Origin of the sequence: Chitinophaga sp., from assembly GCF_035538455.1 — a bacterium.
Classification (GTDB): Bacteria; Bacteroidota; Bacteroidia; order Chitinophagales; family Chitinophagaceae; genus Chitinophaga.
On record NZ_DATLKJ010000016.1, the window covers coordinates 1 to 24,760 of the forward strand.

Below are 24,760 nucleotides of genomic sequence, written 5' to 3' on the forward strand. Positions count from 1 at the left end.
AATAGCTGAGGGTTAATAGTTGATAAAACATCATAAGTAAAAAGTACCATTAAAGACCCCAATAGCACAACCCGTTATCTTCCTTGCGTTGTACCTTTGCTATATCATGTCAAAGGCACATATTCCTACATATGACATCTGTTCCCTGTCCATGGGAAAGCCTGCAGCGGAAGACGTACTAGTGGCGCGATTTACTGATTACCTCGCAGCACACCAGGATATACACTTCCCGCACCGGCATTCATTTTACCATCTGGCTTGTTTCACCAAGGGTAACGGCAGCCATACTATCGACTTCGAACGGTTTCCTGTGAAAGCCGGGCAGTTGTACTTTATGATCCCCGGACAGGTGCATAGCTGGTTTTTTGAAGGAAAGACAGAAGGCTATGTTGTCAATGTATCTGCAAGTTTTTTTAACTCTTTTTTACAGGACGCGGAATATGTGGAGCGTTTCCCTTTCTTCAGTGGTGTTAGCACGGAAGGAGTGGTACAGCTTCCTAAGCAGGCTGTGGCTGTTGTAGCTGAGCTATTTGAAAAAATGTTGAGAGAGATAGATGGTGAAGAGGCATATGGTCATGATATGTTGCGACTGCTGCTGATGGAAATGTTTATCCAGGTAGGGCGTGCTACCCGCAGGGGATCTGCAAAGCAGGAAGCACCGCATAACTATGTACTGCTGCGTAATTTCCGTAAGCTGGTGGAACAGCACTATATGCAGTTGCATCTGCCCAAAGATTATGCAGCATTACTTTACGTAACGCCCAATTACCTGAATGCCTTCTGTCGGCATATGCTGGGTAAATCGGCCGGCGAGATCATCCGGGACCGCGTGCTGCTGGAGGCCAAACGGTTATTGATCAATGCAGATATCAGTATCTCCACCATTGCTTATCAGCTGAGCTTTGCCGACAATTCCTATTTCACGAAGTTCTTCAAAAAATATGCGGGCATCACGCCGGAAGAATTCCGTAAAAATATTTCCTGATAAAAAACAATTAAGATATGTGTGCAGATAAAAATCATGAGAAACCAAACTTTCTCAAAAGCCTTGTTACGAATAAATGTGCCCGTTGCAGGCGTGGTTCTATTTTTACAGAAAAGAATCCCTACAGCCTGAAGAATTTTATGAAGATGCCTGATACCTGCCCTGTGTGTGGACAACAGGTGGAGGTAGAGGTGGGTTTTTATTATGGTACCGGCTACGTGAGTTATGCATTGTCTGTAGCAGTGTGTGTGGCAAGTCTTATTGCATGGTGGGTGTTTATCGGTCTTTCCATATACGATAACAGGCTTTTCTGGTGGCTGGGTTTCAATGCCTTGCTGCTGCTGGTTTTGCAGCCACTGATTATGAGATGGTCCAGGACAATATGGATGGCCTTCTTTGTAAGATATGATAAGGAATGGTATCAGGGGCCACCGGAAGGTACAGGCAGGGTAAATGCTACATTTAAGAATTTGGTATAGATAGAAGATAGGATTAAGTGTTAGGGATCAGCCTTCAGGTTCAGTGGAGATATGCTTCACAGGAGCCTGAAGGCTGATCCCGTTTTGAGGCATAAGTAATAAAATAAAAAGCCGGAGAGTTGTCCCCTGCCGGCCTTTAAACTACGACTAAAACTCAAACCTTAGTCTTTTTTATCGTGGATCTGGGAGGCTTTCAAATAAACCTTTTTCCCTTTTTCATTCACGATGTATTTCTGATCTTTTCTGTTGATGTATACGGTTTCACCGTGAGGGCCTACTTTGCCTTTATACACTTTGTCTGCTACGGTTGAAGCACCTTTCACTGCGATAGAGGCCGTTTTGTTACCAATTTTTTTCATGGTGCTGTCGAATTTATTCTGTGCATAGGAGGATCCGGCTGCTAATGAAACGGTTGTACCCAGCGCGGCAGCGAACAGAAATGCTGAAATTTTTTTTGGAGCTTTCATTGTTATATATGTTTTAGTTTTTTTTAACAATCAGCTAGTGGCTGATTCCGGAGGGAGTATTCCAATTTTAATGCCATTTAAGTTTTATACTTGTCGAGCGGTTGATAATTAGTCATTTATGGATAGGGCTTTAACACAGATAGATGAATGAACCAGGAAATCTCCGGTTTTGAAACGTGAAAAATTCGTATATTCATAGAGGTAATCCTATGCCTATGAATAACGCCAAAGGTCTGTACCTGTCTGTTCCTACACCTTGCATGGAGAATTGGGATGAAATGACCGGCACTGCTGTAGGAAAGCATTGTATGAGTTGTAACAGGACCATAATCGATTTCTCCTTAATGACGGATGCTGAAATTGTTACTGTTCTGAAAAACAGTATGGGGACCCGTTTGTGGCAGATTCAGGGATGATCAGCTGGAAAGATATATAGGCGCCTGCTGTTCACAGAAGTCGCTACCTGGTTTGTGGAATGGTGCTGATGGGAGGATTGATAACCGGTATTGCCAATGGTGGTCATGCTGCGACAAGAGTGTTCAAAAAATAGAGATGGGTATTGCCATATCCATATCAGCATAACATGACTTCCCGTAAAAAGAAACGTTGGATCTGGAGATAAAACCGGCTCCCGGATTGGCCCGTATTCCCGGAAGCCGGCCTGCTGTACTAATTTCCCCAGAACATATTCTCCTGCGCGATATCTTCTGCATATACAGTAGCAGCTACTATTTTGCCATCCTTTACCGTATATACGTCTACGTTATGCGTATCCAGTGCTGCTCCCTGTCTGGAGGCTGTCCAGCGTAACAGTACTGCGGCCTGATTGCCGTTTACAGTAATAGACTTTATATCTGCCAGCCGCATGGTATTCTGAGATACTTCAAACATACCGCCTACCATCTGAAATACTTCTCCACTGGAGTTTTTGGTGCCTGAAAAACGATTGCTGCCAGGTTGCTGCCAAGTGATCTCCGGATGCAGCAGTGTGCCTAGTGTTTCGAGGTTTACCTGTTGTACGGCTGTTACAAATTCTCTTACTACTTCGAATGTTTGTTTTTCCATGATTGTGAATTTTTGATACTGCAAAACTAGTACAGGAGAGAGAGATAGTAGTTATCATAACACGACAAACGTTTATCATTTCATGACATACCTTTTTTTATCATCTCAGCGATGAATATCTTTATCATATGAAACAACTCATATTAAGCATCATTGCTTACGCCATACAACGGGATGTATATGCAGACCGGCTTTGCAGGCTATCCGGCCTGGATCTGGCATCACTGAAAAAGAGGAACAGTCCGCCCGTCACTGCACAACAGCTGGATGCTTTGTGGCTCAATGCCACGCGTCTCAGTAATGATCCTTTGTTTGGATTGCATTTTGCGGCATCGCTACAACCTACTGCATTAGGTATTGTTGGCCAGATCATTCAGGCCAGCGCTACTGTCGGGGAAGCGCTTACACATGCGGCGGCGCTCATTCGCCTGGTTACAGATCAATGCAGGATGGAATTATCGCGCAATACCAAAACATTTACCGTACAGCTGATACCGGCAACATCCTTCAATGGTGTGCCGCCACAGCCGTTCAGGTGGCTTGCTGAAACCCTGCTGGTAATGGTGATACATGAACTTGACGGCCTGGTGCTGGAAAAGATTGCGCCTTCTGTGGTGAGACTGCCTTATACTGTTTCTGATGCAGCTGAGTATGAGCGTGTATTTCGCTGCATGCCCACTAAGCGTTCCGGCGAATTCTCACTGGTATTTGATGCCCGTTACTGGGATGAGCCGATACTCACAGCGAACTACGACCTGCAGAATATGTTGTTGCAGAAGGTAAGTACGTTAGGTAGTGAAAAGGCCGGTGCACAAACCTTACGGATACGTATTTTCAACTACCTACTGGCCAATTCCTACCTGGGCGTATCTTCCCTGGAAGATATGGCGTCCAACTTCAACATGAGTACCCGCAGCCTGCAACGCAGGTTAAAAGACGAAGGCGTTACCTACCAGGAGATTGCCGATGAGGTCAGGAAGTCATTAGCCCTGTATTATATATCGTCCGGAAATTATCCGCTGAAAGATATTTCATGGATGTTGGGATATAATGAATTGAGTGCCTTTACGCGCGCTTTCAAGCGGTGGACCGGCAGCACACCGGTAAATTATCAGTCGTTGTAATTAAAGCTGGTATCCCTTCGCACAATGCCCCATTTCTTAATGAAAACATACTCCCCTTTTTCAAGGCCGGAAACGTAATTATCCACCCATTTACGGAAGGAGGGGGCTATTACTTCACGGTGGCCGTCGTCGTGCCAGAAGGCGATCACCTGTCCTGTGCGGCCCTCCGGTGCGGGGTCCATGTCAATGCAGAGATGGTTATCGAAGCCGTCGCTGGTGATAGGAATCCATTTGGGATTCCACCAGTTGTTGCGGATGCCCGTATCCGGTTCGGATGCGAATGGTTCATCATTGTGCATGAAAGTGCCTGCATCCAGAAGATCCTGCCAGCGGTGCCATACTTCTATGATCTCTTCCACAGGCAGTAATTGATCTGCATCTATGAGGCCGGTGCGCTTACGCTGCTGGCCGTTGTGAATAGCATAGAAATTTTTGAAGTCGGCCGGAAGTGCTGTTCCGGTAAGCCTTTCAAGGGATGTGATGGTGTCGGTGTTAACACCAGGGTTCAGGATGTTCAGTAGGGGCGGGGCGTGATGTTGCATCCAGTTCTCCCACCTTGTCCAGTAGTCTTGCATATGGAATCGGTTTGAACCTGGGTATAAAGATGTGAAATTTCAGCAATAATTTCAATCCTATTTCGTGGTGTTTTTTATTGATCAATTATCGATACTTTTGTAACTCATATACAGCGAAGATCATTAAAACGTAAATAACACATTATGTCACAGTTACCTAAATTTCTGATCGCAGACGATCCAGTAACGGACCCGGAGAATGAATATATTTTTCATACCCAAAAACCCCGCTTCTTTGCCAAACGTGTGGAAGAAGACGAAGAAACTGCCTACATTGACATTGTTGAAGAGATTGATAATGTAGAAGAGTTTTATAAAGATTCTCCGGAGAAGAAACAGGAACTGCTGGAGCAGCTGGAGGACTGGTACTACTCTTACATGGAGTGGCTCGAGGATGACGGCGAAGAAGATGATGAAGAGGAAGAAGCGTAAACTTTTTTTATAAGTAATTCACAGCAAAGAGCCGGCTTTTAGTGCTATTGAGAAGAATGATTACTTCTTTATAAAGCTAAAAGCCGGCTCTTTGCTGTGAATTATTTATTGGTCAGGCTACCTGTTGCATTTCCTTCCTGTATGCAGAAGGATTGACGCCCTTGTACTTTTTAAAGATCCTGTTGAGATGGCTCTCATCTGTAAATCCAAGCTCATAGGCTATCTCCCCCACACGCATGCTGCTGTATTGCAGCCTTGTTTCCACCAGTCTCAGTTTGTATTGCGTAATGTACTGCTGCAGGCTGTCGCCATTATTCCTTTTGAAATATTCACTGAGATAAGTAGGAGAAATATTAAAGTGAGCAGCAATCTGTTCTGCCCGCAGTTTTTCGGGCACATAAATATTTTCGTGGATATAGTGCAGGATATTGAGTGAAGCCCCGTTCCTGGATTGTATCTGCGGCTGTTCCGGCAGTTGATAGAGAATATTACGCGCCACCACCATCAGTATTGTATTCACAATCTGCTGCGATAACGCCTTATGATAATGCTGTTTGTTTACTTCTTCCCTTATCAGCGCCTCTATCAATGATTTCACCAGCGGCTTATCATTTTTGTTTTTGAGTATACAGCCCGGCATATGATTGTTATTCTGGAAGATGAATTCCAATTGCTGAATCCAGTCTTTGGGCTGGTCTTTCAGGTAAATATCATTGAAGCGGATGAAGAAAAACCTGGTAGGCTCCTTTACCTCGAAGGAGTGGCAATCCTGCGGCATCAGCAGGAATAGCTTACCAGGTGCATAAGGCAACTGGTTTTTATTTACACACTGTGTGCCGGTTCCTTCCACAATGTACACCAGCTCAAAGAAGTTATGCTTGTGCGCGTCTATCGGACATTCTTCACACTCCCTGTATTCAATATCAAAGGGTTGATATAAGTTCTCCTGTATCATATTACAAAAGTACAGAATGATCCCAGAATTGTACAAGTGTTTTTTCCTGGCGTCGATTGACCTTTGAGCCTGTAAAAATTATGCAAATGGAAAACAACGCAATCGTATTTTTATTGCTCAGGCTGGCTGTAGGAGCCAGTATGTTTGGACACGGCCTGGTAAGGCTGCCCAAGCTCCAGGGTTTCAGCGCCTGGATGGTGAAGAGTTTTGAAAAATCCATGCTGCCATCCGCTATGATAACACCTTTCAGTTATGCTTTGCCACTGGCCGAATTTGCTATCGGTCTGTTACTCATATTCGGATTGTTTACCCGTATATCATTGATTGGCGGCGGTGTTGTAATGGTGATGCTGATATTTGGCACTGTCATGATCGAAAACTGGGAAGCGCTGCCTTCGCAACTTATCCATGCTGCATTCTTCGCCGCTTTGCTGACATTTCTCTCCTACAATACTATCTCCCTGGATCATTTAATTAAAAGATAATGGTTACAAGAAAAGAGTTCCTCAAAACAGCCGGTATAGCCGGACTGGCAGGCCTTGCAGTCCCTTCGTCACTGATGGCGCAGCCTGTGCGTAAATGGGCTGATGGTTCGCGTCTGATCGTTTCCATCTCCATGCAGTTTGAAGCCGGTGGCCAGCCGGACAACGCAGAAAGTCCATTTCCGCAGAATATGCAGAAAGGCTACAAAGACCTGCCCGCCGCCACCTGGTATCAGTATGGTTACAAAGAAGGCATTCCCCGTATGCTTGATAACTGGGACAAATACCACATTAAAGTAACCTCACATATGGTGGGCGCCGCTGTGCAGAGAAATCCCACACTGGCGCGGGAAATAGTACAACGTGGCCACGAGGCCGCCGCGCATGGCCGTGACTGGTCATCTCAATATATGCTGCCTTATGAAGAAGAAAAGCGTTTTATTCAGGATGGCGTAGATGCTGTGAAACAGGCTACAGGCATAACTCCTGTAGGTTACAATGCCAACTGGCTGCGGCGAGGGGAAAACACGCTTAAAATACTACAGGAACTGGGATTCCTGTACCATATTGATGACCTCAGCCGGGATGAACCTTTTATCACTACTGTCAATGGGAAAGATTTTGCAGTAGTGCCTTACACCCTGCGCTGCAATGATATTCAACTCATCGCCGGGCAATGGTTTTCTTCCGATCAGTTCCTGAACCAGGTGAAAATGGAGTTTGATCAACTGTATGAAGAAGCAGCCACCCGTCGCAGAATGATGTCGATCAGCTTTCACGACCGTATCGGTGGTACACCACAATTGGTAAAGGCAACCAGTGAACTGCTTGCCTATATGCAGCGTCAGAAAGGTGTTGTATTCATGCGTAAAGATGAAATCGCAAAAATGGCATTGGCGGATAAACACACTATCCGGGAATAATTTCAGGATGAGCGGAGATCGTAGCAAGTAATTGTCTGAACTGTGATTTATATGATTATTGTGATGCTGGTGATGGTTGAAGATAAAATTGAAGGCCTATCCTGCTAAAGTAATTGCAGGATAGGCCCTTCAATTTTATCTTCTAAACTATGAATCTGTACAATCTCCGCTTATCAGGATAGTCGTTCAAATTGCAATAATCATTGTCAGTGCTCGGGTCTTGTTATCTTCAGCTCATCGAGATCCAGTTGTAATTCCTGGTGGCGGATCGCTTCATCGCTGAAGGTATTTTCACGACGTAGCTGGAAAAGGGCGTTCCGTTGCACGGAATACAGGTCCAGCAGGACACGTTGATACAGCTCCACCTCTTCTTTTTCTGTATCGTCGCATTCCAGTGAGGCGAGGCGTGCCTGTGTATTGGATATGTTATGTTCGAGATCCGTTTTGAGGAAGCCAACCAGTTCATTGCCGATGATTTCGGTAGCGTATTTTTCATTGAGGTGATTGAGGGCAGCCCGCATCAGGTGAAGCCTGACACCGGCTTCCTGCTCTTCTTCCGGTGTAATGTCATCGATCTCTTTAATCTTAATCAGTTTTACCAGGAAAGGAAGCGAGAGTCCCTGAAATACCAATGTGACCAGTATCACGATAAAGGTGATAAACAATATAAGGTTACGATGTGGAAAGGGCTGTCCGTTGGCGAGCAGCGGGATAGATAATGCAGATGCCAGCGATACCACGCCGCGCATACCAGCCCAACTCACTACTAACGGGCCTCTCCAACCAGGGCTAGGCTCGTTGGTACGTATTTTTTTGCTCAGCCACCGCGGAATAAATGTAGCGGGATAGACCCAGAGTAAACGGATCAGGATAGTGAGTGCACTGATGATAAGTCCGTATTTAATGGCGTCGCCTATGGAGTAATCACCCAGCCCTTCTACGATGGTGGGGAGTTCCAGCCCTATCAAAATAAAGATGATGCCGTTGAGCACAAATATCAATGTGCTCCAGACACCCAGCATCTGCATGCGTGTGGCGCCGGTGCTAAATATTTCATGCGAGCGATATGAAAGGAATAACCCGCCGCTTACTACTGCCATCACGCCGGAGAAGTGGAACTGCTCTGCAGCTATGTACATGAAATAGGGCGTCATTACGGTGAGCGCCGCGTCAATGCCGGGCGTGGTGGGCAGGAAACGGTGTATCACATACATGATATGCGCAATGGCCAGACCAATTACAATACCCATGCCTGCAGCCAGGAAGAAATCTTTTACAGCGAGCTGCATAGAAAACTGCCCGGTTATCACAGCGGCCAGTGCGAACCGGAAAACGATCAAACTCGATGCGTCGTTCACAAGGCTTTCACCTTCGAGTATGGTGATGGCACGTCGCGGTACTTTTACATGTTTCAGTACAGAGGTGGCTGCAACAGCATCGGGGGGCGAGATAATACCACCCAGCAGGAAGCCCAGTGCCAGCGTAAAGCCGGGAATCATGGAATTTGATATGTAGGCAATAATTACGGAGGTGAATATCACTGCGCCAAATGCGAGCAGGGATATTGGCCGTTTCCACTTCCAGAAGTCATTCCAGGAGGTATACCATGCGGCTTCATACAACAGTGGGGGCAGGAATATCAGGAAGATCAGCTCCGGATCTATTTCAATGCGCGGCATTCCGGGAATAAATCCAATACCCAGACCGGCCAGTACGAGGAAAATAGGATAGGAGATCTTCAGTTTCTGGCCCAGCATAACGAGCATGAAAACAGCGAACAGCAAAATTAAAATTAGCAACAGTGTGTGGTGCATGTAAGGAGTTGATTTGGGCTTGAATTTAGTAATTTTCAAATTATGCAGCATCGGGCATCTTTAGTATCTTTCTGCCTGTTCAATTGTCTGTTCATCTATGATGCAGTTCAAAATAAACCCGGAATCCTTTGCCACAATGAGAAAGGAGGCATTGATAAGGCGACTCCCGCTGATTGTAATGTCGGCGGCGGCAGGTCTTACCATTTTGTTATGGTATGTGCCTGGTAATAATGCAACAGAGCTGATGATCACTGTTGCGCTTGTGGTGATGGTGCTTATCATCAGGCTATATATGAGTACTGGCAGTCAGCAACGGCTATTGGCCAGTTATACAGTTACGATTTCCGATGATGCAATCACCCGGGAACAGTACAACACGCCACCACTTTCATTTAACTTTATTGAGATCCTGCAGATTGCCAAAGACAAAGATGGAAACATTTTCATCAGAGGTATGGAAAAGAGTGACGTCATGGTGATCCCTTCTGAGATTGAGCGATATGAAGAATTGGAATCGATCCTGCAACGGATAAAACCGTTTGCTGACAGAGATATTAAGACACCTGCGGAGAAATACCGGTACGTTGGCAGCATTCTTTTGCTGGTATTGATGATGGCGGTTTATTTGTCAGGTAACAAAATCATAGTGGGGAGCAGCGCAATACTCTTAACCGCCTTATTGATATGGCAGCTTATTCAGGTGCAGCGTAACAGGAATGCGCAGGAGCATGTAAAGCGCAGATACTGGGTGATATTGCTGGTGATGCTGGCAATCATTGCCATTGCTGTAATCAAGATCGTGAAACCGGAGATGCTACGCTGATCACTCTTCAAACCTGCGCAGCAGTTGTTCCAGTTCTTTCGTCGTGATACCAATGCTGAGATCCTGTTCATCTAATACATTCTTGGCGCGAAGATCATGGATCGTTCTGTTGAAGCTGCGCACAGAAATGCCCAGGTAAGCGGCCATATCTTTTTTGGAGAAAGATATTTGCTGATCCGCTTCCAGCATCAGCAACCGCAGCAGGCCATATTCTACGGGATAAAGCTGCTGATAAGATGCCCGCCTGCAGGTCTGCACAATGCGGGTAACCAACTCCTTTACTATCAGCTCATTGAATTCCTGCTTTTCAAGCATAAAGCGTGAAAAGAGGTGGTAGGGAAGAACATATACCTCCATAGCGGTTAGTGCCTCAATATTGCAGAGGCAGGGCGCTTTCTGGATGGCTTCCAGGTCGCCGGTGATTTCCCCTCTTCCCAGAAATTCGAAAATATAGTCTTTGCCGTTATCTTCCCTGATATAACACTTAGCGATACCATCTATGATAACGTAAGCCTGATTAATATCATCGCCCTGCCGGATCAGAATATCGCCAGGCTTAAAGGATTTTTGTACAATACCGTAGCTGGCGGGCAGGCTTTCCATGAATGATAATAAGGCTAAATTCGTCCGGAGCATATAATTGAGTGATGTAGGACAAATGTCCCGCTTTTTTATGATGCTGCATATATTTTTGCAAACGTCGAAATTAAATATAGAATAATGATTGAAAATATTAACGTAATAGCTTTTGATGCCGATGATACGCTCTGGGTGAATGAGCCGTATTTCCAGGAAACAGAGCAGAAGATCTGTAGCCTGCTCGAAGACTACCTGCCGCATCACAGCGTATCCCAGGAGCTGTATAAGATCGAAATGGCCAATCTGCCGTTATACGGATATGGAATTAAGAGCATCATGCTGTCTATGATAGAGACCGTACTGACTGTATCCAACCATACGGCTGGCCCCGAAGCTATCTCAAAAGTAATAGAATATGGTAAAGAGATGCTTAACAAGCCTATTGAGCTGCTCGATGGCGTAGAGGACGTGCTGAAAGCCCTCTATGGCAAATACAAACTGGTAGTAGCCACCAAAGGAGATCTGCTTGACCAGGAACGCAAGCTGCAAAAATCCGGCCTGGAGCATTATTTCCATCATATAGAGATCATGAGCGACAAGCATGAGAAAGGATATGAGAAATTACTGAAGCACCTGGACTGCAAACCGGAAGAATTCCTGATGCTGGGGAACTCCCTTAAGTCAGATGTGCTGCCAGTACTCGCCATTGGCGGACACGCAGTGCATATCCCGTATCACACTACCTGGGTGCATGAAAGAATAGACCATAAAGTAGAGAGTCCACGCTTCTTTGAAGTGAAGACCATTACTGAAATATTACCGCATTTATTGCCATGAAACAATTACTGGATCTGAATACCTGGGCCAGGAAGGACCATTACAATTTCTTCAGCCGTTTTGAAGAACCTTTTTTCGGAGTGTGTGTAGAAGTGGATTGTACACATGCCTATAAAAGGGCAAAGGAAGAAGGTGTATCGTTCTTTCTGCTGTACATGCACTGCTCACTGGCAGCTATCAATAATACGGTTCCTTTCCGCTACCGCATTGTAGATGGTGAAGTATGGGTGTATGACCAGGTACATGCATCTCCTACCATTAACCGCCCTGATGGAACCTTCGGTTTTGCCTATATGGATTACTATGAGGATTTCCGTGAGTTTGAAGTACATGCGCAGAAGGAGGTGGAGAACGTACAACAGAGTACCGGCCTGGTGCCGGCGGTATCCGGAGAGAATGTGATACACTATTCATCGCTGCCGTGGATCAGCTTCACGGCCATCTCGCATGCACGCAGCTTCTCATTTAAGGATAGTTGCCCGAAGATCTCTTTTGGTAAGATCAGAGAAGAAGGAGACAGGAAGGTGATGCCGGTATCTGTACATGTACATCATGCGCTGATGGATGGCGTCCATGTGGCGCAGTTCCTGGAGTTATTCCAGCAAAAGATGAACGGGCAATAGTTTATTCCAGGAAAATCTCCTTAAAAGGGTGATACCTGGTGTCCATGTTGCTGATATTCTTTTTCAGGATGATAATCCTGTTGCAGATAAATTCATCTTTATAGTCAAACACCGGCAACATGGTCTTCAACTGTGCCAGGTATTTTATAGGAATGGACCTGGCAATGGTTATATGTGGAATCAGTGTTCTGTGGCTGGCCCGGAATTCATTGATGAGCAATTGATGCAGATGTTGTATGGATGTTGATTCTTCGATATTTACATAGAGTGTTGCCGATACTTTACCATGTGTGAAAATACCTGCGCCGTGCAGCTTTACAGGGAACTTCTTTAATCCGTGCAATGCATGATGAACCTTTTGGGTAATCAGTTCCTCATTGCCGCGTGACCTTATTTTAAAGAGGGAGATGTGTGCTATGGAACGGAGATTAGCGGGTGATAAGGGTATTTCGGCATGCAGAATGGCCTTGAGTAGACTGAAATCCCCGGTGATCCTGCTGTCTGGCGGGATCAGGATAAAGTACTCGCTGATGGGATGGGTGCTGCCCATCTCTTCGGTGTCAAACAAGCATAGTTGTCCGTTTCCTGAAACATACATGTGTCCGGTCTGTTAGGTCGTAACAGATATAACAAATGCCGGCGGTTAAAAGTTGTGAGGATTCCGAATGACTGTGCGGGAAAAAAGAAGCCAGGAATCACGGGCGATTCCTGGCTTTATATTGTCGTTTAGTTAATTGCTATTCTGACATCACGGCCGCCTCTCTGTTATACTTGCTACGATAGTCGGCTGGGGAAAGGCCGGTAAGTTTTTTGAAGACGGCGCGGAATGCTTTGAGGTCAGAGTATCCTACCTCGTACATCACTTCGTTGACGTTCATGTTGCTGGTTTCCAGTTTCTTTTTGGCGGCTTCCATTTTCACGCGCTGTATATATTCCAGCGGGGTATTGTTGGTCGCTTTTTTGAAGCGTCTTTCGAAATGTCTTCTGCCTATGGCAAACCGTACGGACAGATCCTCCACAGATATTTTTTCAGACACATTCTGTTCAATAAACTCCTGGGCCTGCTTTACGGGTTCATCTTCATGCTTTTTCTGTCCGTTGAACATAATGAAGGGTGACTGGCTTTTGCGGTCTATCTCCAGGGCGAATACCTTAGATGCCATGATGGCCATTTCGCGGCCTGCATATTTTTCAACAAGGTGCAGTAACAGGTTCCAGTAAGAGGCTGCACCACCGCTGGAATACAGTCTTTCCGCCTCGGTAATGATGCGGCCGTCTACCAGTGTCACTTCCGGGAACATTTCGCGGAAGAGGTTGGCAGAGATCCAGTGGCTGGAACACTCTTTACCATCCAGCAGCCCTGTGGAAGCCAGCATAAATGCACCGGAGCAAAGGCTGAGCACTTCGGCACCTTTGTTATACTGGTCTACAATCCAGGGGATGAAGTCCTTGTTTTTTTCGAGCGTTGTTTTGAAGTCCCCGCCAATGGCAGGTACAATAACCAGGTCGGTTTTGGCCACTTCATGCAACAGCGCATCTGTATTAACACTAAAGAGCCCATTATTAAGCTTCACCTGTTCAGTAAGTCCGATGAACTGGAGTTTAAACCGGGGTGATTCCCCAGCGGCTTCCAGGAAACTGTTAACCCCCGAGAATATGGTATTCGGGTCTACAATGCTGGCTAGTACTGCATCGTTGAGAATCAGGATGGAAACGTGTCTCATAACGTCTGTTTTGCCTGGTAAAGATAAATAACTAAAAAGTCGCAAACAACCCCAATAACGTCGTTTACTCCCCCCATGCCGAACAATAACCCGGCGTACTTTTGTTTCAACAACATCACAAACGAATCATTTAACTTAAAAATTCTCTTACCATGGCAACAAAAATTTTCGTCAATCTCCCGGTAAAAAACCTGCAACAGTCAATGGATTTCTTCAGCAAGCTGGGTTTTACCTTCAACCCGCAGTTTACTGATGATACTGCCGCGTGTATGATAATTTCCGAAGATATTTTCTCCATGCTGCTCACCCATGAAAAGTTTCAGGAGTTCCTGCCTGAGGGTAACACCATTGCAGATGCCTCTGTCTCTGAAGTACTTACCTGTCTCTCCCGCGATAGCAGGGAAAAGGTGAACGAATTTGCTGATACAGCGATCAAAGCCGGAGGAAAAGAAGTGCGCGAAGCTAAAGACTATGGCTTTATGTACACCAGGAGTGTTCGTGATCTCGATGGTCATGTATGGGAACTGATATGGATGGACCCCGCTTTCATCAATAGCCCGGAAAATGCCGCCGCCGCCGGAAATTGATCTTTTTAACTTCAACAGTTATTTCTCATCACCAAACGCTATCAGCCATGGCAAATATCCAGGCAAATAAAATTACCCCGTTCCTCTGGTTCAATGACAATGCAGAGGAGGCAATGAATTTTTATCTATCTGTTTTCAAAAATTCGCAGGCCGGTAGCGTTTCCCGCTATGGAGAAGGCGCGCCGTTGCCCAAGGGCACGGCGATGTCTGTGACTTTCCAGCTGGAAGGACAAAACTTCATGGGACTTAACGGCGGACCACACTTTTCGTTTACACCTGCTGTTTCTTTTTTCGTGAACTGTGAAACACAGGAAGAAGTAGACGGGTACTGGGCAAAACTCTCCCAGGGTGGTTCTGAGGAGAGGTGTGGATGGCTTAAAGATAAATTCGGTTTATCCTGGCAGATCATTCCGTCCTCACTTGGCAGGTTGCTGAACGATCCGGATCCTCAGAAGGCAGGCCGAGTGATGCAGGCTATGATGAAAATGGGCAAAATAGATATTAAAAAGCTCGAAGAAGCCTATGCCGGCTGAAAAATGGCAACCACTAATGGTTAAGAATAACCTCATTTAAAACTCGGGGTATGAGAAAGGTGATAGTATCAATGAATGTAACGCTGGATGGATTTATATCCGGCCCGGATAACGAGCTGGACTGGCATTTCGAAAGTTGGACTCCCGATATGGGAGAAAGGCTGACGAAAGAACTAAGCATGACAGATACTATCCTGCTTGGCCGCAACACTTATGAAGCCATGGCTCAATACTGGCCCGGTAGGGCTACAGACCTGCTCTGCCCCAGAGACGATGTCGCATACGCAGTGATGATGAACAGGCACTATAAAGCGGTATACTCCAAAACCCTTAAGATCGCCCGGTGGAATAACTCAAGATTAATTAAGGGAAACCTTAACGATGAAATAAAACAGCTGAAACAATTCCGCCATGAACAGGAAAAGGACATTATCGTTTATGGCAGCGGCAGATTGGTAGCAACATTGATTGAACTGAACCTCATTGATGAGTACCAACTCTGGATACATCCGGTACTGTTAGGAAAAGGTAAGCCACTGTTCAGAGAGCTGAAAGAAAGAAGAGAGATGCGGCTCATACAATCCAAATCATTCAAGTCTGGGGTCGTGTTGTTGCATTACGCCGCATTGCGGGTGGCGGAGTAGTTCCACTGGAAAAGATGATGGATCGTTTTTAATATAGTATGATGACTTTTTATTTCCTTTGCCGGGCTAAATCATCTCTATGCTATCGGTGCGATGAATGAAAGATTGAAGAAAGCCGGACTGTGATTTTTTATGATTAAAGTGATTCAGGTGATGTACGAAGATAAAAGCGGATGTCCTATTTTGATTCATTCAAAATGGGACATCCGCTTTTATAAGCTGTTATTGTCTTCGCTTGTCACCTGAATCACTTCGGTCATAACAAGTCAGCTATAACGCTATAGCATTTCGTTGAGCGGTTGTGCGCCATTCAGCTATACATACTGGGCTATCCCCTGACCGAATGACCAGTTTTCAGGAGCATTTTCACTAAGAACGATCACCACATCATTGATGCTGCAACCTGTTGATGTGGCAATTTTGTTCGCAATTGAGCTGTAAAGGCGTTGTTTCATTTCCACGGTTCTTCCATGCCTGGCAGTAATGTGTACATAAATCAGATCGTCTGTGTGCGGAATGTTCATGTATTCATCGGGGTAGCGCAGGTGCTCTTTCTTTAAAGAGTGTACCACCTGGAAGTAGTCTTTGGGCGGAATCGCGAATACATCTATGAGGCTGGTGTGCACGGCTTCAGAGATATTGTCGATTCTTTTGTTGTCGAATCTCTCAGGGAGATAGAGTTGTACAAATGGCATGGTTGTTTTTTTAACAATATTAGGATATGTTGGTGGAATGGTCTTGTAAGATATTGCGTGAGGAGAATGCCGGTTGCTGATTCAATTACTTAATCACTTTCTCTACCCATTTGTTGGTATCGGATACCAGTAATGACATCGTATCAGTTTTCCCTGCTTTAAAGGAATGGTCTGCTCCCTCTAATTGTATCAGGGTGGCTTTCTTTAAGGATTTGCATACGGTGGTGATCAGCTCCGTAGTTGCCAGTGTATCTTTGGTGCCTTGTAAAAAAAGCATAGGTATTTTTATTTCTTTCAGATGGTCAGCACGCTCAACAGAGGGTTTACCGGCAGGATGAAGCGGGAATCCATAAAAAACAATACCCTTCACTGAACCATCAGGATGTGCTGCCAGGAGTTGGGAACTCATTCTTCCTCCAAAAGATTTACCAGACGCAAACAGTGGCAACTTAGGATTTAGTTCATGTGCTTTTGCAATGGCTGCCTTTATAGTAGCATGGGCAACTGCGGGGGTGTCCGGCCGGCCTTTCTTGTTCTCGATGAACGGGAAGTTAAACCGCAATGTACTGATTCCGACTTTAGAGAGAGCATCTGCCAGTGTTTCCATGAAAGAATGATTCATACCAGCGCCAGCACCATGTGCCAGTGTGCAGACACATTTAGCATTTTCTGCTGGGATATACCTGGCGGAAACTTCGCCTATTGACGGGGAGACCTCTATTTTGAAAGATTGCATACTCATGGTGAATCAAAATTAAGACATCTCCTGCAAAAACCTTCTGGTAATAGATGTCTCCCCTCTTTATCTGATTAAAGAATACTTTCAATACCGCTGTGCTATTCTGAAAACAAATCGTTCGGGTTCTCCAATTACTCCTGCTGCCTTTCGTTTTTCTTTAAGCGCATCTGATTTCCAGTAAGCATCGGCTTTGACTGAATCAGTGATGGCTACTACCAGTGTTACTTTGTGATTGTCATCTACATCATGTCCATAAGCTCTTACGGTTAAGCCATTATCCAGTCTTGCCTGTTTGCCTTCTTCAAATGCTTTTTGCCAGGTATTCCAGTCTTTAACCATGAATGTTGTGCTGGATCGAAGGTCTGTTGCAATAACAGCGGTATCCTGAAAGGTGATTGTAACAAAGCTGAATGTGGGGGTGCCCGTTACTCCGCTTTGTTGCATGGCCATTTTCAGATTAGGAGCTTTGGCAAATGCTTTTGCTTTGGCTATATCATCCACTCTTGTGGCTACCAGCACCATATTGGGGTCCTTTACGCCACGGCCAATAACGTGGCTGTGTATCTGACTGGCTAATCGCATGGAATCACCGGTATCGTAGCCGGATTTCCATTTCGCAAAGTCTGCCACTTTGTGAATACATATCATCATGTTTTGCGGTGTGGTAATTACGGTGTTTGTTGCAGGTGTTGTGTTTGGGGTGGTGCTGTTTGTTACAGCTGTGTCGTTGGTAGTATTGGTTTTGTTACCTCCGCCGCAAGAGGTTAAGAAAACTACCACAGTTGCATAAACGAGCGTACATGAAAGTCTTAGTTGGTTCATTTCTTTTTTGTTTAAGAATTAAGAAATAAAAGGGTAAGAAATTGGGGTTTATTGAGGTGGCGTAAAGGTAGTATATGTTGAGTTATTCGTCGAATTTTTCAGGAGAGTTAAAGGATGGTAAGCGCTTTCTTAGCAAAAGGGCCGTGTTAAAAAAGTATTACGACAGCGCTTCTTTTTTCGAGGTTAAAACAAGGATTAAACTGAGACTGATGGAAGGATAGATGGAAGAAAGGCGAAGGAAAGACGAAGGATGCATGAAGGAGAGGTGGACTTGATGCGGAGATACACTGTAAATGATATTAAATCAGCAAGTTGTAAATACGCTTATTTTTCTTAATATGATTGGTGTTGATACAATTTTCCCCTCTGGAAGCCTTTGGTCAGGAGTCTGATTATTTGCATCTGTGAGCTGTTCCCATTTCTTTGATTTTTCAGTTTTTTCTTGTTTCTCTTCATACTCGATGGAGTCATCGTTACAAAGTTTATTTTAAGTTAACAGTTTGGTCATATTGAGTGACTAGATTAGCAAAAGTATTCTCAATTTTTGTTAACAGAAAAACTCAATGACCATGAGAAAATTCATTGTTTTGTTTGCTACAGGTCTTGCATTCTCAAGCGTATTCCAGGTGTACGCAAAAGATAATCACCCGGTTAAGAAATCTTCATCCGTAAGTAATGGTGTATTTATCCAGAACAAAGCAGGCCAGTGCTGGAATGCATTGAGTGCCTATGCTGAGAACCCGGACACCCATGCCCACAAGATTACTGTTGAACGTACGGAAGAGAATCCAAATTATCCCCAGCCATATGTTGAAACGATTACCATAACTGTTCCTGCAGGAGGTGAAGCATATCTCGGCTGTACATTACTGGTAGGAGGATTACCTAATGGTGATATTCCTGTCGATTTCAGAATAGTAGGAGATGAAGTAATAAAGTAATAATTACTTTTCTGTTTGGGTATTGTAAAGTAAGCTCCCGATGGTTCATTAACCGGGAGCTTATTTCTTTATATCATCATAGACTTTAAGTTTTATCTGGGTATTCATTATATTTAATAAAACAGGGAATGTTCTCTTCTACCAGTATCACGTAAACAAAAATATATCTCATCAAAATCTAAGCATTACGTCGCAAAAAATGGTCGCTTCAAAGTTTGTGTCTTCAATAAATGAACAACCGTATGGGCTATTTCATTAAACTCCTGGAATGAATAACGTAGGAATAAAACACTTAAGTCTTTCACGTGATGAGCAAACACCCACTCTCCAAAATCCTTGTCCTCAGTGAGTAACAAATAACCATATTGTAATGCCAACTGAATTACCTGATCATCTTTTATGCTCTTGGCTGATTCACTAACAGGCATAAATTCCGCAAGGTCTGGATAATAAAACTCTGGATGTTCTCATCTGCCAGTATCATGCAACGGCAATTATTGTTTCGTTTGAGATAACATCTGATGCATACGCTAATGCTGCATTAATGGAGGTCTCCGTGAGATTGGGATATGCAGTAATAAGATCCTGTATAGTAGCTCCTTCAGATAATCTTTGCAATATCAACCCTACAGTAATCCTGGTACCTTTCACCACGGGCTTACCTAACATAATATCCGAATTGGACTCTATATATTTTGTGTAATCCATAATCTTTATAATTTTTGGTGGGCAACGCTCTCAAATTTACGAATTTTGGGATGATGGAGATGAGGTGATAGCGAGGCAACGGAAATAAAAACAAAGAGTCTTGTCGTGTAGTAATTTACAAAACTCTTTGTTCCTATGTAGCCCGGACAAGAATATTTGTTTTGTTCATAATGTATTGATTTGTAAGTTGTTATGATTTTTTCTGATTTCTTGGGGTATACGTTGGGGTACACCAGAGAAAAGGACTATCTTCAACTAAGCTAAAAAAAACTTTTTGTTTGAACTTGCATTTCCTGCATATCCTACATTAAACGAAGCTCCCAGCCTAGAGAGACCGGGAGTATACTTACCCAATCTTACATATTACACAAATAACCATTGAGGCATCTGCATAACAGTTTCTTATGGGATTATTCAGGATGAAGTTGATATACTCCTGGCTTAGATAGGCCGGGAGGTTAGGTCATCTCACAATGGGGAACTGTTTAAAAATTCGAAAAATCACAGTTGCCTTATAACTCCCGATTTGGGAAAGCAAGAGATTTATTTTCCGCATCAGATCATAATGGGAAGTCTTTTATGGATACAAATAATTATTTATTGTCAAGTGTTGGGCTTGGATGCGCCCTAAATTTTTCCATGAAAGTGCCAATAGCCAGGTACATGTCATCAAAGATTTGAAGTACCTTTTCATATTCCGCATTGCTGATGGGCTTAATGTTTTTCGTTTCAGAAGCATAAGGTCTTATTTTCCTGTAGAACGTAGGCATACTCCACCCGCATTCAGCACACACACGCTGACGTAACTCGACAGGAAGGTCACTAAAGAGGTTATGTAATGCAAACAGCATGTTATCATTTGGTATGGTTACCTGTGATTCTGTAGTCATGGTACTGGATTTTATTTTGAATGATTCAGTAAGAGATCATGTATTATCGCATCCTGTGAGATAATGATAAGTAGACTGATGCCCAGCGCCAGCGCAAAGCATACCATAACGCCTATCATTATCCCTAGGGCGATTTCCGGACTTGAAATTATTGACCTTGGCGTCTGTCCTTCTTTGGTTACCGTATCTTCTGGACAAGGAATAGACTGTAAAGTTTCCATGTGGCTATTTGGGTTTAACAGGGATAGGCGCTCCGTATAGACATGACGGTTACCGTTCCCTGCATAGGGATAAAAATGGTTTCAATAAATGCTGAGTGAACCGGTGTGAGTAGAAATAAAAAAGCGCGGTACTCAACCTGTCATGTGCCTGTGTCCTTGGCGAGGGCAGGCCATTAACAAGCGAGTGCCCGCGCCTATAAGGTGCAGGCATCGCCTCACTATCTCTGCCCTCGCCAAAGACACAGAGAATAGAACGATGACAATGCGGTCTACCAATTATGAAGACTGCAAAGCTAACTCATATAATGAAGTTTGCACGCATTCTAACTGGTGCATGTATTTTCTGACTGCAATATACAAAAAATACTATTAACCTAACATGTTAGGTTGTTATTTTATCACTTAACAAGTTGCTTACACCCAAAAATAACTATGAGTAAGCCACATGCTACGGAGATCGATTTGTACGTAATAGGGAAGGTTAAAGAAAGAAGGAAAGAACTCAATATTTCGCAGCTTGCTTTATCTCAGCAGCTGGGGGCTGCCGATAGCTTTGTTTCAAATGTAGAAAGTTCAAAGTACAGGACTAAGTATAATGTTCGACATCTTAATGAACTAGCGAAGATATTTAAATGCTCGCCGAAAGATTTCTGGCCAGAAAAACCACTATAAACATCTTTTCGAGATGATATGAAAATATTTTTGTTTTTCAATTTTCAATATATTTACTATGTCGTGATTTGTTGAGAGTGTGTCCTATACCGTTAATCCGTGTTTCCTTAACCTTAAGCAGATAATAAATATGAAAAAAATATTTATATGTTACCCCGGCTTTATTGTTTAGTTGGCCTGTTAACCTGTACTTCAAGCCTACGAATATTAAAAGCCCTCTTTTATATACATTGATATTTCTACCAACCAAGTGAAATTGTAAATCAATTTTTATGAACCCGAAATTATTTAGTTATCTCAAAAAGGCGTTGTTACCCTTTACTATTTCATCGATTCTGTCCTTAGCTTGTCGGAAGAACACAATTCAAGATAATAGACTAGATACTATTTCCGACATGAAGGAAGCGTTTCAAAATATTGGCTGGTCCGATAAATTGACAGATCCTTTTAATGATACCTTATCCCTTGTATGGTCACCTAATTGGGAGCAATACGCTGAGAAGAAATCGGCAGAAGGTACGACGTTTTACTATGTACCGCTCAGCTCCACTCTTAGGAATAAGAATAATACTAATCAGCGTGACCATATTAATCAGATTAGATTCCAGCGATACTTGGTTGTAGCATTAGATAAGTCTAACAACTACACTTTTCAAAGGTTAACTTATATTCCCCAGTACAGGATAAGAAACCGAAGTACCGGTCAAGATATGACCTTTAACTATGCAGGCTTTACTGGTTATTCAATAGCTGAAGATGCTCATGGGTACAGTAAGGTCAGCTACTTTAGAACTGGGGGGCTGTTATTTGAAGACGGACGACGCATAAACAATCCTGCTGCCAACAATAAATCAATTTATGCGCCGCAGGCAAAAGTTGTTCCAGGATTTGATACAGTGAACTTATGGGAACTCAATCCCGATCCAGGGATGTTACCCGGCGATCCCTTGGCGGGGGAATGTTTTACAAAGTGTTTCTGGGCCACGACCTGCGGAGACGGCGTATGGAATATAACGAGGACTATAGCCGCGCCGAAAGAACCATGCACCCAGCCCATGGAGTCAGCATGCGACAATGATCGCACTGCCGTATGGCGGTTAAGTTATTCCGAGAAATTCAATTGCATCATTCCCGGAAAAGACCCGAATGCCGTGCCGCTTCCTCCTGGTGATGGTGGAACTGGTGGGACTGGTGGGGCTACAGGAACAATGCATGTCACCGAGATAATTAAGTCACAAATAAAAGACCCTTGTATTTCTTCCGCTTTAGATATTGCGCTCACAGGAGGCGTGAAAAACAGTATTGCAACTACTTTTAATCAATTATTTGCAAGTTCCACTGATTATGAGATCTCCTTTCTTGATGGCCCTCTTGATGAAGCTACAGATGGAATAACGAAAACTATTACCCGATACAAAATAGAAATAACGTTAAATAGCGCAATCCTGCCCAATACTTCCAAGGAGTTTATAGTAGCAACGGTTTTACATGAGGCTATTCATGCATTGTATGACGCACAGGGGATGGAGGCACAGGCTCCCCGGCTTAGTTTTTCAGAACATGTTCAACATAACTTGATGGCTTGGAAGTATGTTTCCCAAATCAGTACTGTCTTACGAAATATTTTCCCTACGCTTGGGCAGGAGGACGCGGATGCTATGGCTTGGGGAGGGCTAGAGAGTGGACTATTTTGGAGAACATTAGATCGCAGTACGGCAAATAAATATCTACTCATTAATCAGGAGTTCAGAAATAAGGGACAGAGAGGAACACGTTGCAGATAATTTTTTTAATTGTAACTTTTTAAATAAATTCTTTTACATGAAGACTATTAAACCCATTTTACCTTTATTTCTCCTGATGATTACTTTCATTCAGGCATTCTCCCAAAGCAATAAGGAAGAACAGAGATTAATTAAGCTGATTTCAAAAAACTTAGAGTACCCAAAGCAATTTAGAGAACAAAAGAAATCTACCACTTTTTCATTACGATTTAAACTATCCACTAATAGTAAATTGGAACAGGTTACGGCTTCAAAGCTGGCATCTTCTGACTTAGTTAGCCATATTGTCGATAAGAAGAACTATGAGACGATCCAGTGGGCAGAAATCGCAAAACAAGGAAATGTATTGAATAATGTGATCATTGTAGTTCTTACTATAACTCCTGGAGACAACATTCCCGGCTTAAATAATTTTACACAAAAAGACGTGAATAGTTTGTTTATATATTCTGGATTGAATGAATCCGGAAGTTCTTGTTACCTGCTTCAACCTATATCACTCCAATATTATGATGCAGTCAAGTGAGTGGCGATTTAAGAACGGTTACTAAATGAGATCACGAATGTAACTCATTCCGAAATAACCTTCCGGAATAGCTATACGTTAAACACAAGGTCACCAATTTAGGAGACCTTGTGTTTAACGAAATCAGCGAAATTAGAATCTATCTCTTTGGGATTATTTTTTGTAAAGCATTTTGAGAAGATATTTTTTACTTACATTTTCGGCTACTTTTAATTGGGCAGCAATTTTCAAAAACCGCTTGGTTGGCTTCCCCTTATAGTACTTCCTGAAGTGCCGGGAATACAATCCTGATCATAGTTCCTTACTCCTGAAATATAGTCTATATATCTTTTCAAGATGAGAATGTACCAGTTTTTCATAATGTCCATTAATGGCCTCCCTACACAGAAAGTGTCCATCAATGAAATACAGCCTCCGGCGACGTCTATTTGCAAAGAAGCATATCTTTCCCCAATTGGAGTGATACCCTTTAATACTCGTTTGGCTTTTGTCAGGTATAGGAATGCACCAAATAAACGACTGAAGGAGAAATAAAAAACAGGCGGATTTCGCCGCCTGTATAATTCTTATAGAAATGTATCCTTTTTATCTTGATACTATAGCTGCTAAATCTTTGCAGGGCTATAGTGCAGTGAATATGTTTGCATAATTAAGCAGTTAATAAAATCGGATTTTTCACCAGGATATTGAAACAGATCTTCGAGTGTGTATTCGTAAAATGTGGAACTGTTTTCCTGGGGATTGTAAATCACAATCGGAATAATCAACTGATCATTATTTTTTACTTTCCTGTTAAATATTTTCTCCCAATTTACACTTTGGAAAATTGATAAATCAGTTAGTTGCGGGATCATCTTCGCAGGAGTGAATTTTGATGCTACAACCTTAGAGAGACCACTTTCGGAGAATGTTAGTTTAATTGAAAATGCTATGGCTTCCTTTTTCTCAGATAACTCCCTGGGAAATCTGACATGGTGTTGAAGTACTTTTGTCAGCTCCGCATTAGTCGAATTAGAGATGTTTTGAGAAAAACACAGCATTGAGCTTGATAGAGATAGAACAAGTATTGTAATGAAATTTTTCATTGGATTACTTATTTATGTATGAAATG

Annotated in this window: 32 protein-coding genes; 17 read left to right on the top strand and 15 right to left on the bottom strand. The window is 43.4% G+C overall.

The annotated features are described in order from the left end of the window. Positions 1-106 precede the first annotated feature (106 nt). A complete protein-coding gene (locus tag VM802_RS01270; protein WP_325527131.1) occupies positions 107-985 on the top strand; it encodes a helix-turn-helix transcriptional regulator in 879 nt (292 codons plus the stop codon). A 17-nt stretch (positions 986-1,002) separates the two neighbouring features. Beyond that, on the top strand, positions 1,003-1,464 hold the full coding sequence (locus VM802_RS01275; protein ID WP_325527133.1) for a DUF983 domain-containing protein: 462 nt from the start codon (positions 1,003-1,005) through the stop codon (positions 1,462-1,464). A gap of 161 nt (positions 1,465-1,625) precedes the next feature. Here the strand turns inward: VM802_RS01275 and VM802_RS01280 are convergent, their stop codons facing one another. Continuing rightward, positions 1,626-1,931, bottom strand: coding sequence for a hypothetical protein (locus tag VM802_RS01280; RefSeq protein ID WP_325527135.1), 306 nt, complete (start codon positions 1,929-1,931; stop codon positions 1,626-1,628). A gap of 215 nt (positions 1,932-2,146) precedes the next feature. Between VM802_RS01280 and VM802_RS01285 the strand changes: the two genes are divergently transcribed. Continuing rightward, on the top strand, positions 2,147-2,347 hold the full coding sequence (locus VM802_RS01285; protein ID WP_325527137.1) for a hypothetical protein: 201 nt from the start codon (positions 2,147-2,149) through the stop codon (positions 2,345-2,347). Positions 2,348-2,600: 253 nt separating this feature from the next. On the opposite strand, the gene VM802_RS01290 is transcribed toward VM802_RS01285, so the two are convergent. Next, entirely contained in the window at positions 2,601-2,996 is a 396-nt protein-coding gene (locus VM802_RS01290) for a nuclear transport factor 2 family protein (RefSeq protein WP_325527139.1), read from the bottom strand. 128 nt (positions 2,997-3,124) lie between these two features. Here VM802_RS01290 and VM802_RS01295 point away from each other — a divergent pair, with 128 nt between their 5' ends. Beyond that, positions 3,125-4,120 carry an AraC family transcriptional regulator gene (locus VM802_RS01295; RefSeq protein WP_325527141.1) on the top strand — a complete coding sequence of 332 codons (996 nt, stop codon included), beginning with the start codon at positions 3,125-3,127 and terminating at the stop codon, positions 4,118-4,120. On the opposite strand, the gene VM802_RS01300 is transcribed toward VM802_RS01295, so the two are convergent. Then, positions 4,108-4,695, bottom strand: a complete 588-nt coding sequence (locus VM802_RS01300) for an SMI1/KNR4 family protein (RefSeq protein ID WP_325527143.1) — start codon at positions 4,693-4,695, stop codon at positions 4,108-4,110. The genes VM802_RS01295 and VM802_RS01300 overlap by 13 nt on opposite strands. 144 nt (positions 4,696-4,839) lie before the next feature. On the opposite strand from VM802_RS01300, the gene VM802_RS01305 reads away from it, so the two are divergent. Next, positions 4,840-5,127: a hypothetical protein gene (locus VM802_RS01305; protein WP_325527145.1), complete on the top strand. Its 288-nt coding sequence runs from the start codon at positions 4,840-4,842 to the stop codon at positions 5,125-5,127. Between the two features lie 112 nt (positions 5,128-5,239). Here the strand turns inward: VM802_RS01305 and VM802_RS01310 are convergent, their stop codons facing one another. Beyond that, a complete protein-coding gene (locus VM802_RS01310) occupies positions 5,240-6,082 on the bottom strand; it encodes an AraC family transcriptional regulator (RefSeq protein ID WP_325527146.1) in 843 nt (280 codons plus the stop codon). Positions 6,083-6,168: 86 nt separating this feature from the next. Between VM802_RS01310 and VM802_RS01315 the strand changes: the two genes are divergently transcribed. Continuing rightward, positions 6,169-6,567, top strand: coding sequence for a DoxX family protein (locus tag VM802_RS01315; protein WP_325527148.1), 399 nt, complete (start codon positions 6,169-6,171; stop codon positions 6,565-6,567). Continuing rightward, the gene (locus tag VM802_RS01320) at positions 6,567-7,487 is read left to right on the top strand and encodes a polysaccharide deacetylase family protein (protein ID WP_325527150.1); all 921 of its coding nucleotides are present in this window, start codon (positions 6,567-6,569) and stop codon (positions 7,485-7,487) included. Before VM802_RS01315 ends, VM802_RS01320 begins: the two co-directional genes overlap by 1 nt. A gap of 206 nt (positions 7,488-7,693) precedes the next feature. Here the strand turns inward: VM802_RS01320 and VM802_RS01325 are convergent, their stop codons facing one another. Next, positions 7,694-9,271 (bottom strand): Na+/H+ antiporter, encoded by a 1,578-nt coding sequence (locus VM802_RS01325; protein ID WP_325527152.1) that lies wholly within the window; start codon positions 9,269-9,271, stop codon positions 7,694-7,696. A 166-nt stretch (positions 9,272-9,437) separates the two neighbouring features. On the opposite strand from VM802_RS01325, the gene VM802_RS01330 reads away from it, so the two are divergent. Next, entirely contained in the window at positions 9,438-10,124 is a 687-nt protein-coding gene (locus VM802_RS01330) for a hypothetical protein (RefSeq protein WP_325527154.1), read from the top strand. Here VM802_RS01330 and VM802_RS01335 read toward each other — a convergent pair whose 3' ends face one another. Continuing rightward, the gene (locus VM802_RS01335) at positions 10,125-10,727 is read right to left on the bottom strand and encodes a Crp/Fnr family transcriptional regulator (protein ID WP_325527156.1); all 603 of its coding nucleotides are present in this window, start codon (positions 10,725-10,727) and stop codon (positions 10,125-10,127) included. It lies immediately after the preceding gene. Between the two features lie 117 nt (positions 10,728-10,844). Here VM802_RS01335 and VM802_RS01340 point away from each other — a divergent pair, with 117 nt between their 5' ends. Continuing rightward, a complete protein-coding gene (locus VM802_RS01340) occupies positions 10,845-11,540 on the top strand; it encodes an HAD family hydrolase (RefSeq protein ID WP_325527158.1) in 696 nt (231 codons plus the stop codon). Then, positions 11,537-12,163 (top strand): CatA-like O-acetyltransferase, encoded by a 627-nt coding sequence (locus VM802_RS01345; protein ID WP_325527160.1) that lies wholly within the window; start codon positions 11,537-11,539, stop codon positions 12,161-12,163. Before VM802_RS01340 ends, VM802_RS01345 begins: the two co-directional genes overlap by 4 nt. Position 12,164: 1 nt before the next feature. Here VM802_RS01345 and VM802_RS01350 read toward each other — a convergent pair whose 3' ends face one another. After that, positions 12,165-12,761 (bottom strand): 2'-5' RNA ligase family protein, encoded by a 597-nt coding sequence (locus tag VM802_RS01350; protein ID WP_325527162.1) that lies wholly within the window; start codon positions 12,759-12,761, stop codon positions 12,165-12,167. Between the two features lie 139 nt (positions 12,762-12,900). Next, positions 12,901-13,887: a GlxA family transcriptional regulator gene (locus VM802_RS01355; RefSeq protein WP_325527164.1), complete on the bottom strand. Its 987-nt coding sequence runs from the start codon at positions 13,885-13,887 to the stop codon at positions 12,901-12,903. 152 nt (positions 13,888-14,039) lie between these two features. Here VM802_RS01355 and VM802_RS01360 point away from each other — a divergent pair, with 152 nt between their 5' ends. From VM802_RS01360 to VM802_RS01370, 3 genes are read left to right on the top strand one after another with little or no spacing between them, the layout of a single operon-like run. Next, entirely contained in the window at positions 14,040-14,474 is a 435-nt protein-coding gene (locus tag VM802_RS01360; RefSeq protein ID WP_325527166.1) for a VOC family protein, read from the top strand. 47 nt (positions 14,475-14,521) lie between these two features. Beyond that, the gene (locus VM802_RS01365) at positions 14,522-15,007 is read left to right on the top strand and encodes a VOC family protein (protein ID WP_325527168.1); all 486 of its coding nucleotides are present in this window, start codon (positions 14,522-14,524) and stop codon (positions 15,005-15,007) included. A 50-nt stretch (positions 15,008-15,057) separates the two neighbouring features. Beyond that, on the top strand, positions 15,058-15,651 hold the full coding sequence (locus VM802_RS01370) for a dihydrofolate reductase family protein (RefSeq protein ID WP_325527170.1): 594 nt from the start codon (positions 15,058-15,060) through the stop codon (positions 15,649-15,651). 314 nt (positions 15,652-15,965) lie between these two features. Here VM802_RS01370 and VM802_RS01375 read toward each other — a convergent pair whose 3' ends face one another. From VM802_RS01375 to VM802_RS01385, 3 genes are all read right to left on the bottom strand, one after another. Then, complete coding sequence (locus VM802_RS01375) at positions 15,966-16,346, bottom strand: tautomerase family protein (protein ID WP_325527172.1); 381 nt, start codon at positions 16,344-16,346, stop codon at positions 15,966-15,968. Positions 16,347-16,431: 85 nt separating this feature from the next. Then, positions 16,432-17,088, bottom strand: a complete 657-nt coding sequence (locus tag VM802_RS01380; RefSeq protein ID WP_325527174.1) for an alpha/beta hydrolase family protein — start codon at positions 17,086-17,088, stop codon at positions 16,432-16,434. An 81-nt stretch (positions 17,089-17,169) separates the two neighbouring features. Continuing rightward, complete coding sequence (locus tag VM802_RS01385; RefSeq protein ID WP_325527176.1) at positions 17,170-17,907, bottom strand: hypothetical protein; 738 nt, start codon at positions 17,905-17,907, stop codon at positions 17,170-17,172. 569 nt (positions 17,908-18,476) lie between these two features. Between VM802_RS01385 and VM802_RS01390 the strand changes: the two genes are divergently transcribed. After that, the gene (locus VM802_RS01390) at positions 18,477-18,848 is read left to right on the top strand and encodes a hypothetical protein (RefSeq protein ID WP_325527178.1); all 372 of its coding nucleotides are present in this window, start codon (positions 18,477-18,479) and stop codon (positions 18,846-18,848) included. A gap of 185 nt (positions 18,849-19,033) precedes the next feature. On the opposite strand, the gene VM802_RS32280 is transcribed toward VM802_RS01390, so the two are convergent. The 3 genes from VM802_RS32280 to VM802_RS01400 form a co-directional block, all read right to left on the bottom strand. Further along, entirely contained in the window at positions 19,034-19,276 is a 243-nt protein-coding gene (locus VM802_RS32280) for a DUF5615 family PIN-like protein (RefSeq protein ID WP_414647024.1), read from the bottom strand. 52 nt (positions 19,277-19,328) lie between these two features. Further along, on the bottom strand, positions 19,329-19,556 hold the full coding sequence (locus VM802_RS01395) for a DUF433 domain-containing protein (protein ID WP_325527180.1): 228 nt from the start codon (positions 19,554-19,556) through the stop codon (positions 19,329-19,331). 593 nt (positions 19,557-20,149) lie between these two features. Continuing rightward, positions 20,150-20,446, bottom strand: a complete 297-nt coding sequence (locus VM802_RS01400) for a hypothetical protein (protein ID WP_325527182.1) — start codon at positions 20,444-20,446, stop codon at positions 20,150-20,152. Between the two features lie 653 nt (positions 20,447-21,099). Here VM802_RS01400 and VM802_RS01405 point away from each other — a divergent pair. From VM802_RS01405 to VM802_RS01415, 3 genes are all read left to right on the top strand, one after another. Continuing rightward, positions 21,100-21,339 (top strand): helix-turn-helix domain-containing protein, encoded by a 240-nt coding sequence (locus VM802_RS01405; RefSeq protein WP_325527184.1) that lies wholly within the window; start codon positions 21,100-21,102, stop codon positions 21,337-21,339. A gap of 272 nt (positions 21,340-21,611) precedes the next feature. Beyond that, positions 21,612-23,123: a hypothetical protein gene (locus VM802_RS01410; RefSeq protein WP_325527186.1), complete on the top strand. Its 1,512-nt coding sequence runs from the start codon at positions 21,612-21,614 to the stop codon at positions 23,121-23,123. Between the two features lie 37 nt (positions 23,124-23,160). After that, complete coding sequence (locus tag VM802_RS01415; RefSeq protein WP_325527188.1) at positions 23,161-23,649, top strand: hypothetical protein; 489 nt, start codon at positions 23,161-23,163, stop codon at positions 23,647-23,649. Positions 23,650-24,254: 605 nt separating this feature from the next. Here the strand turns inward: VM802_RS01415 and VM802_RS01420 are convergent. Further along, positions 24,255-24,734 (bottom strand): hypothetical protein, encoded by a 480-nt coding sequence (locus VM802_RS01420; protein WP_325527190.1) that lies wholly within the window; start codon positions 24,732-24,734, stop codon positions 24,255-24,257. Positions 24,735-24,760 lie beyond the last annotated feature (26 nt).

Bases quoted from the DNA above. Each gene is read 5' to 3' on its own strand.
- VM802_RS01270 (WP_325527131.1), top strand. From the start codon at position 107: ATGTCAAAGGCACATATTCCTACATATGACATCTGTTCCCTGTCCATG.
- VM802_RS01275 (WP_325527133.1), top strand. From the start codon at position 1,003: ATGTGTGCAGATAAAAATCATGAGAAACCAAACTTTCTCAAAAGCCTT.
- VM802_RS01280 (WP_325527135.1), bottom strand. From the start codon at position 1,931: ATGAAAGCTCCAAAAAAAATTTCAGCATTTCTGTTCGCTGCCGCGCTG.
- VM802_RS01285 (WP_325527137.1), top strand. From the start codon at position 2,147: ATGAATAACGCCAAAGGTCTGTACCTGTCTGTTCCTACACCTTGCATG.
- VM802_RS01290 (WP_325527139.1), bottom strand. From the start codon at position 2,996: ATGGAAAAACAAACATTCGAAGTAGTAAGAGAATTTGTAACAGCCGTA.
- VM802_RS01295 (WP_325527141.1), top strand. From the start codon at position 3,125: ATGAAACAACTCATATTAAGCATCATTGCTTACGCCATACAACGGGAT.
- VM802_RS01300 (WP_325527143.1), bottom strand. From the start codon at position 4,695: ATGCAAGACTACTGGACAAGGTGGGAGAACTGGATGCAACATCACGCC.
- VM802_RS01305 (WP_325527145.1), top strand. From the start codon at position 4,840: ATGTCACAGTTACCTAAATTTCTGATCGCAGACGATCCAGTAACGGAC.
- VM802_RS01310 (WP_325527146.1), bottom strand. From the start codon at position 6,082: ATGATACAGGAGAACTTATATCAACCCTTTGATATTGAATACAGGGAG.
- VM802_RS01315 (WP_325527148.1), top strand. From the start codon at position 6,169: ATGGAAAACAACGCAATCGTATTTTTATTGCTCAGGCTGGCTGTAGGA.
- VM802_RS01320 (WP_325527150.1), top strand. From the start codon at position 6,567: ATGGTTACAAGAAAAGAGTTCCTCAAAACAGCCGGTATAGCCGGACTG.
- VM802_RS01330 (WP_325527154.1), top strand. From the start codon at position 9,438: ATGAGAAAGGAGGCATTGATAAGGCGACTCCCGCTGATTGTAATGTCG.
- VM802_RS01335 (WP_325527156.1), bottom strand. From the start codon at position 10,727: ATGGAAAGCCTGCCCGCCAGCTACGGTATTGTACAAAAATCCTTTAAG.
- VM802_RS01340 (WP_325527158.1), top strand. From the start codon at position 10,845: ATGATTGAAAATATTAACGTAATAGCTTTTGATGCCGATGATACGCTC.
- VM802_RS01345 (WP_325527160.1), top strand. From the start codon at position 11,537: ATGAAACAATTACTGGATCTGAATACCTGGGCCAGGAAGGACCATTAC.
- VM802_RS01350 (WP_325527162.1), bottom strand. From the start codon at position 12,761: ATGTATGTTTCAGGAAACGGACAACTATGCTTGTTTGACACCGAAGAG.
- VM802_RS01355 (WP_325527164.1), bottom strand. From the start codon at position 13,887: ATGAGACACGTTTCCATCCTGATTCTCAACGATGCAGTACTAGCCAGC.
- VM802_RS01360 (WP_325527166.1), top strand. From the start codon at position 14,040: ATGGCAACAAAAATTTTCGTCAATCTCCCGGTAAAAAACCTGCAACAG.
- VM802_RS01365 (WP_325527168.1), top strand. From the start codon at position 14,522: ATGGCAAATATCCAGGCAAATAAAATTACCCCGTTCCTCTGGTTCAAT.
- VM802_RS01370 (WP_325527170.1), top strand. From the start codon at position 15,058: ATGAGAAAGGTGATAGTATCAATGAATGTAACGCTGGATGGATTTATA.
- VM802_RS01375 (WP_325527172.1), bottom strand. From the start codon at position 16,346: ATGCCATTTGTACAACTCTATCTCCCTGAGAGATTCGACAACAAAAGA.
- VM802_RS01380 (WP_325527174.1), bottom strand. From the start codon at position 17,088: ATGAGTATGCAATCTTTCAAAATAGAGGTCTCCCCGTCAATAGGCGAA.
- VM802_RS01385 (WP_325527176.1), bottom strand. From the start codon at position 17,907: ATGAACCAACTAAGACTTTCATGTACGCTCGTTTATGCAACTGTGGTA.
- VM802_RS01390 (WP_325527178.1), top strand. From the start codon at position 18,477: ATGAGAAAATTCATTGTTTTGTTTGCTACAGGTCTTGCATTCTCAAGC.
- VM802_RS32280 (WP_414647024.1), bottom strand. From the start codon at position 19,276: ATGCCTGTTAGTGAATCAGCCAAGAGCATAAAAGATGATCAGGTAATT.
- VM802_RS01395 (WP_325527180.1), bottom strand. From the start codon at position 19,556: ATGGATTACACAAAATATATAGAGTCCAATTCGGATATTATGTTAGGT.
- VM802_RS01400 (WP_325527182.1), bottom strand. From the start codon at position 20,446: ATGACTACAGAATCACAGGTAACCATACCAAATGATAACATGCTGTTT.
- VM802_RS01405 (WP_325527184.1), top strand. From the start codon at position 21,100: ATGAGTAAGCCACATGCTACGGAGATCGATTTGTACGTAATAGGGAAG.
- VM802_RS01410 (WP_325527186.1), top strand. From the start codon at position 21,612: ATGAACCCGAAATTATTTAGTTATCTCAAAAAGGCGTTGTTACCCTTT.
- VM802_RS01415 (WP_325527188.1), top strand. From the start codon at position 23,161: ATGAAGACTATTAAACCCATTTTACCTTTATTTCTCCTGATGATTACT.
- VM802_RS01420 (WP_325527190.1), bottom strand. From the start codon at position 24,734: ATGAAAAATTTCATTACAATACTTGTTCTATCTCTATCAAGCTCAATG.